Genomic DNA, 2005 nt, shown 5'->3' with positions numbered 1-2005 from the left:
CAGCAGGCTCGCGAGCAGCGCCAGCGCCAGCGCCGGCACCGCGAGCGCCGACACCTGCAGCGCCGTCAGCGGGATCGGCCCGCCGCCCGTCGCCAGGTTCCACCCGCCCCACGCCAGCAGCGCCACGTCGCGCCCGAGTGTCAGCACCAGCAGCGTCGAGAAGAACCCCATCGCGATCAGCCCGGCCCAGGCCAGCGCCCCCGTCGCCGCGCGCCGCCCGAGGATCGGGCTCGCAGCCGACAGCACCAGCAGGAACAGCCCGATCAACAGGCCGACACCGGCCACGCCCCACGGACCGGGCAGCACGCCCAGCAGGCGCACGCCGATCCAGGCATGAAAGGCAGCCAGCATGGCCACCGGAAGCAACGGAAATGACATGGCAGGCCGTCCTGAGCGAGGGGGAAGCCCACCAGATGGGGTTGGCTTGCGCCATCTCAACACAACCCCTGTTCCCGAAATCCTGGAAAACCCGGGCCGTTCGATGCAACAAAGTACAGGCCTTGGCAGGGGCAGTACCAAATCGTTCAAAGGCATACGTCTATCGTTGCGGCTGCGGACGTGGCCCACCACGTCGCATCAGTTCGACAACGATGGAGACACAGATGACAAACAAGACTGCAATGGTTCTGGCCTTTGGCGCGCTCGGCGTCGTGGCGGCCACGTCTTCGCATGCCACCGACCTCGTGATCGCGACCGTCAACAACGGCCACATGATCGAGATGCAGAAGCACACCAAGGACTTCGAGAAGGCCAACCCCGGCATCACGCTGAAGTGGGTCACCCTCGAAGAAGGCGTGCTGCGCCAGCGCGTCACCACCGACATCGCCACCAAGGGCGGCCAGTTCGACGTGATGACGATCGGCCTGTACGAGGCCCCGATCTGGAGCAAGAAGGGCTGGCTGAAGGAGATCAAGACCGACGCCGCCTATGACGTGGACGACCTGCTGCCGGCCATCCGCAGCGGCCTGTCGCTCGATGGCAAGCTGTACGCCGCACCGTTCTACGGCGAGAGCTCGATGACGATGTACCGCGACGATCTCGTCAAGGCCAAGGGCCTGACCATGCCGGCCAACCCGACCTGGACGCAGATGGCCGACATCGTCTCGAAGATCCACGACCCGGCCAAGGGCGTGTACGGCCTGTGCCTGCGCGGCAAGCCGGGCTGGGGCGACAACATGGCCTTCCTGACGACGATGGTCAACACCTACGGCGGCCAGTGGTTCGACATGAGCTGGRAGCCGCAGATCGACACCAAGCCCTGGAAGGACGCGATCGGCCAGTACGTCGACCTGATGAAGAAGTACGGCCCGCCCGGCGCGTCGGCCAACAGCTTCAACGAGAACCTCGCGCTCTTCAACGAAGGCAAGTGCGGCGTGTGGATCGACGCGACGATCGCCGCCTCGTTCGTCAGCGACCCGAAGCAGTCGAAGGTGGCCGACAAGGTCGCCTTCACGCAGGCGCCGCAGGCCGTCACGCCGAAGGGCGCGAACTGGCTGTGGTCGTGGAACCTCGCGATTCCCGCCTCGTCGCAGAAGGCCGATGCCGCGCAGAAGTTCATCACCTGGGCCACGTCGAAGGACTACATCAACCTGATCGCGCAGAGCTCGGGCTGGCACACCGTGCCGACCGGCACGCGCAAGTCGACCTACGCGAACCCCGAGTTCCAGAAGGTCGCGAAGTTCGCGGTCGAGGAGCAGAAGGCGATCAACAGCGCCAACCCGAACGACAGCACGCTGCCGAAGTCGCCGTACGTGGGCGTGCAGTACGCGGCGATCCCGGAGTTCCAGGCGATCGGCATCGCAGTGGGCCAGCAGATGAGCGCGGCCTTGTCGGGCAAGGTCACGGTCGACCAGGCCTTGAAGACTTCGCAGACCGCCGCGGAACGTGAAATGACAAAAGGCGGCTACTTCAAGAAGTAAATGACGACCCCTCGGTCGGCGGGTACGCCGACCGATCCCCCGAGGGGATGCGGGCCGGCTTGGGGCGGCCCGGCGCTCGGCCCGCC

1 protein-coding gene and 1 pseudogene are annotated in these 2005 nt (G+C 66.1%); one reads left to right on the top strand and one right to left on the bottom strand.

Annotated features, from left to right (window positions below; genetic code table 11):
• Nucleotides 1-378, bottom strand: a pseudogene (locus AC1D01_RS32110) (metallophosphoesterase); the annotation flags it as partial.
• Between the two features lie 242 nt (nt 379-620).
• Here AC1D01_RS32110 and AC1D01_RS32105 point away from each other — a divergent pair.
• On the top strand, nt 621-1919 hold the full coding sequence (locus tag AC1D01_RS32105) for an ABC transporter substrate-binding protein (protein WP_477873555.1): 1299 nt from the start codon (nt 621-623) through the stop codon (nt 1917-1919).
• Nucleotides 1920-2005 lie beyond the last annotated feature (86 nt).

The sequence above is a fragment of the Rhizobacter sp. P3_B12 genome (assembly GCF_056402895.1).
This window is presented reverse-complemented; position numbering and strand designations above follow the sequence as displayed.